Annotated in this window: 3 protein-coding genes and 1 pseudogene; 1 reads left to right on the forward strand and 3 read right to left on the reverse strand. The window is 49.8% G+C overall.

Going from position 1 to position 4,466, the window contains the following annotated elements:
- Positions 1 to 122: 122 nt before the first annotated feature.
- The 3 genes from mobC to mobA are packed head-to-tail and all read right to left on the reverse strand — an operon-like array spanning position 123 to position 3,828.
- A complete protein-coding gene (gene mobC, locus H8S64_RS21825) occupies positions 123 to 2,132 on the reverse strand; it encodes a conjugal transfer protein MobC (RefSeq protein WP_186978698.1) in 2,010 nt (669 codons plus the stop codon).
- A 20-nt stretch (positions 2,133 to 2,152) separates the two neighbouring features.
- Positions 2,153 to 3,421 carry a conjugal transfer protein MobB gene (gene mobB, locus H8S64_RS21830; RefSeq protein WP_186978699.1) on the reverse strand — a complete coding sequence of 423 codons (1,269 nt, stop codon included), beginning with the start codon at positions 3,419 to 3,421 and terminating at the stop codon, positions 2,153 to 2,155.
- Positions 3,406 to 3,828: a conjugal transfer protein MobA gene (mobA, locus tag H8S64_RS21835; RefSeq protein WP_186978700.1), complete on the reverse strand. Its 423-nt coding sequence runs from the start codon at positions 3,826 to 3,828 to the stop codon at positions 3,406 to 3,408. Before mobA ends, mobB begins: the two co-directional genes overlap by 16 nt.
- Positions 3,829 to 4,389: 561 nt before the next feature.
- On the opposite strand from mobA, the pseudogene H8S64_RS22925 reads away from it, so the two are divergent.
- A pseudogene (locus tag H8S64_RS22925) lies at positions 4,390 to 4,466 on the forward strand (ParA family protein); the annotation flags it as partial.

Below are 4,466 nucleotides of genomic sequence, written 5' to 3' on the forward strand. Positions count from 1 at the left end.
AGCATTGAAGAACCTGCACGAAATATTAGTGCGTTTTGAAGCCTACCGCACCAAAAAGCAAAATGAAGAACAACCGTAAAGCTACATCGGCTGTTCTTCACTCCATACATTATTATATACAGCTATTCTTCCTCCTTAATCAAGTGGCATAGCTCCGGGTCGTTCTTAATCCGGGTTATCTCGTCCTCGACAATCTGCCGGACTTCCTGACGGATGCGGTCATAATTGGCTTGTATCTCTTCCTGCATCCGGTCGTTGCCGTCCTTGTCGGTGAAGTCAATTATCTGCGGCAACTTCACGTAACGGGCGGTTTCCCGCTTCACCTTTTCATTGTCCACCACGATTTCGCAGTGGAAAATCTTCTGCTCTATCCGTTCATCGAAGTTGTCCGCCACCGCACCCACGAACATGCCTTGCGTGAGGTTGGATATTTTACTGGCGGGTATCAGGCTGTCCATTTGGGTGCTTATCGAGGTGGACTTCTCCCGCTGGTTGATTGTCATGCTCTGCCGTTTCTGCAACACCTTTCCGAAACGCTCGGAAAGGATTTTCGCCGTTTCACCGACTACCTGACCGCTGAACACATTACCCACAGTATTTTGAATTACTTTGCTTTCCTTATCCCCGTAGTCACGGGTAAGCTGGCTGTAATCCTGAAAGCCCAGCAGAACCGCAACCTTGTTGCTTCGGGCGGTCGCAATCAGGTTATCAAGCCCTCGAAAATAAATCGTTGGCAGCTCGTCTATAATCACCGAACTTTTAAGCTGACCTTTCTTGTTTATCAGCTTCACTATTCTACTGTTATATAATCCCAGTGCCGCCGAATAGATGTTCTGACGGTCGGGGTTGTTACCGACAACCAGTATTTTAGGCTCTTGGGGATTATTTATATCCAGTGAGAAATCATCGCCCGTCATTACCCAATAAAGGGCGGGTGAAATCATCCTTGAAAGCGGGATTTTCGCACTTGCTATTTGACCCTGCAACTGCTCTTGAGCGTCTGATTCCCAAGCATCCACGAACGGGGAAAGGTAGTTTTCCAGTTCGGGATAACTGCGCAAAATCGTGAAAACATCGGCGTATTTCTTGTTCAATAGTTCAATGGCATGGGGGAACGTGCAATACCTGCCGCCCTGATAAATGCGCAAGTACCAAATAATGGCTGCAAGCAGGATAATCGGGCTTTCCACGAAGAAATCGCCCTGCTTGCTTATCCAAGAGCGGTTAAGGTTAAGCATAATCGTGTAGCTGGCTTCGTAGGCATCCGCAATGTCCGACATGAAGCTGGCGTTTATCGGGTTGCATCGGTGGCTCTTGCGTGGGTCGTCAAAATTGATAATGTAGAATTTAGGCTTTACCTTATACCCGTCCAAGTGATTAAGTAGGTGATTATAAGCGATTTCCGAAAGGTCAGGGAATTTGTAATCATAACAGTAAAGCGCAAAACCTTTCTCGATTTGCTGTTTTATGTAACCGTTTACCACCGCATACGACTTACCGCTGCCCGGTGTCCCCAACACAAGGCTGGCACGGAACGGGTTCACGACATTTATCCAGCCATTATTCCATTTCTTCTTATAGTAGAACCGGGTAGGCAGATTTACCGAATACTCGTTCTCGATAAGCCTTGTTTCCTGCATGAAACTCTCGTTCTCTGTATTAAAGACATCATCCATTAGGTTGTTCTTCAACAGCCGGGACATCCATGTACCCGCCATGAGCATACAGATATAGCCCGCCGACAGCGTGGCGATATAAAACACGGCATCCGCCGTGTGTGGCAACGGAAGTTCCAGCAACCACCAGTTCAGGAAAAACAACACGACACCCGCCGCAAGGCTGCAATGTATCTTCGCCCACGTTATCTTTTCCTCTTTCACGCCCTTAGTGCCGATGCACGACAGGGCGAGGAACACCACCGCAAAAAGTTTTGTCCAAAGGACGGACGAGAACAGCCCGGTGGTGCGCTGGAAGTTCCACAGTATCTTGTCTATCACCTCAAACGTCACTCCCCATTCTTTCAGGGTGGAGTAACAGAACCAGTACACGTTTATTCCCACGAATAGAATACTGACAGCCCGCATAAAGTCCATGACCCGTGCAAGCCCTCTCAAATCATCCTCTTGTTGCATGATTGTAATGTTTTTTCAAGTTAGTCAATGCGCCTTGTGCGCTTCTTTTTCTTCTTTCTCTTTTGGCGGGCGGTGTCCTGCGGATCGTCACCGCCTGATGCACCGCCGCCTAACAATCCGCCGAAAGTTCCCAGCACGGAAGCCACGCCCGGAATGATGTCGGATTTCGGCGTGAAGCCCGGCTGTTCCTGATGCGTGGATTGTTCCCGCTGTTGTATTTCCACTTCTGACTGGTATATATTTCCGGTTTCGCCCGAAAAACGTTCGTTGAACACGTTCGCCGAATACTCCTTGCCCAAGCGTGAACCGTTCAGCACCACCCGGCTGTCGTGGTCGATGAACGTAACGCCGTAGATGCGCCCGCTGTCATTCTGACGGAATACCACGTCAATGCCCTGCTTCTTTAGCTGTTGTTCCAGTTCTTTGCGGCTGCGGGCGGTCTGCATGGCAGTGGCTACAATCTTCCGGGTGCGTTCTTTCAGTTTCCCGTTCCTGATTGCTTCGCCCGATTTCTCCATTCTGCGCTGCACCGCTTCATAACCCACCGACTTGCCGATGCGGGAAGCCTTTACCGGGTTGCCCGCCTTTTCTCCCTTGTCGTTCATGGCGGAATAGACAATGCCCTGATAGGGCTTGCCGTTCACTTCACCCTTGACTTCCTCGGCGCACACGTTGTAAGCGGCAAGCAAAGCCTTGTACTCCCCGAACGACTGGAAGCGGTAGCCATAGCAAGCCGCTTTCACGGTATTGCCGATTTGGTGCTTCACGTCCCCGGCGGCATAGTCCACCTTTTTAAGTTCCGGGCGTTCGGCACGTTCCTTTCGCTCTGCCGGGTGCAGCCCGTATTTCTTTTCCAGTTCACGGGTGATTTGCTTGCTGCGCCGATGCTCGAACTTGTCATTCAGCGGCTTGCCGTTCTCGTCCACCCGCAACCCCACGATGTGGATGTGGTGGCGGTCGATGTCGGTATGCTTGTACACCAAATAGGGCTGGTCGCCATAGCCCAACTTCCGCATATACTCTTTGGCAATGTCGGAAAGCTGCTGGTCGGTCAGCACGTCTTCCGGGTGCGGGTTTATGGAAATATGAAGTATCGGCTTCTTGGTGGATAGCTGGACGGGCATCTGCATTTCAAAGCTGCGCATACACTCGCCGATAGAGAAATTCCCGTCCTCGCTCAACAGCATCCGGTTGGAGAAAAGCACCTTTGCTTCCCCGCTGTCCACCTTGTTTTGGTTGTACGCCAGTGCGCCGAACATATTGCCGCCCGTGCTTATTTTGGCAACCATAGTTCCTTGCATTCATTGGTTAACGCAATAACTTGGCGGTTCAGTGCCGCCAGTTCGGTGGTCGCTTTCTCCAGTTTATAGAGAAAAGCCAGTGCCTTTTTCTCCGAAAAGTTGCTGTGCAACGCCTTTACGACTTGGTTGTAATTGACCGCAACCGCCCGGAACTGGGCGTAAAATTCGGTCAGCTTGGCGCAATACTCGACCGCCGATTTGTCCACTTTCACCACCCGGAACGGCTCGCCGAACAACCGGGCGGCGATGAAACGGGACTTGCTCGTGACGCCCGACTGCTCCCATTGCGAGAGGAAGCGGGCGTTCTCCCGGTCGTTCAGGTAAAGGACATGGCGATGCTTCGCCGGGTCTGCGAGGGCGGGGCGACCGCCCTTGTTGGGTTTTCTTGTTTCCATACTTCTTTAAATTAAAAAATTACGACTTCGGAGTGATTTTTACCCCCGCAAGGGGCAAGGCGTTTTCAGGCACGGAAAACGGTTCTATGTGCCATAGAACACACCTTGCTATTTTCTGTCGAAAATCGAAATCCGTCACGGACGGATTGGGGTTAGCGTGGAACGGTAAGCCCAGCCATTCACCAGCCCTGTTTTACACCTGCGCCCCCTGCGGTTCGTTACTCCGCTGCAAAGTAACGGTGATTTATAATGCTGTAAAATAGGCGGTTGGTGGACAAAACGGGACAGCGCAGGACAAATCGGGACAAGGTTTTCAGGGGACGTTTTTTCTCCCTTTTTTTGCATCGGATTTCAAGATTGAAAGCAAGATTGAAAGAAATATTCCAATCAGGAAAGAATGATTGAAAGCAGGATTTCAATAAAACGTGATTGCAGGATTTCAATATTTCAAGAAAGAATGAAAGCAGGAAAACAAGATTGAAATAAAACAATCTTTCAATATTTCAAGATTGCAATATGGAATGAATGATTGAAAGCAATAAACAAATCTATCAACCAATAATGAACGGAAGCAATATGGAAAACGAGAAAACACCCCTTTATGTCGCCTTTTCCACCCAAAAGGGCGGGGTCGGCAA

It is taken from the genome of Butyricimonas hominis (assembly GCF_014287455.1).
Taxonomy (GTDB): Bacteria; Bacteroidota; Bacteroidia; order Bacteroidales; family Marinifilaceae; genus Butyricimonas; species Butyricimonas muris.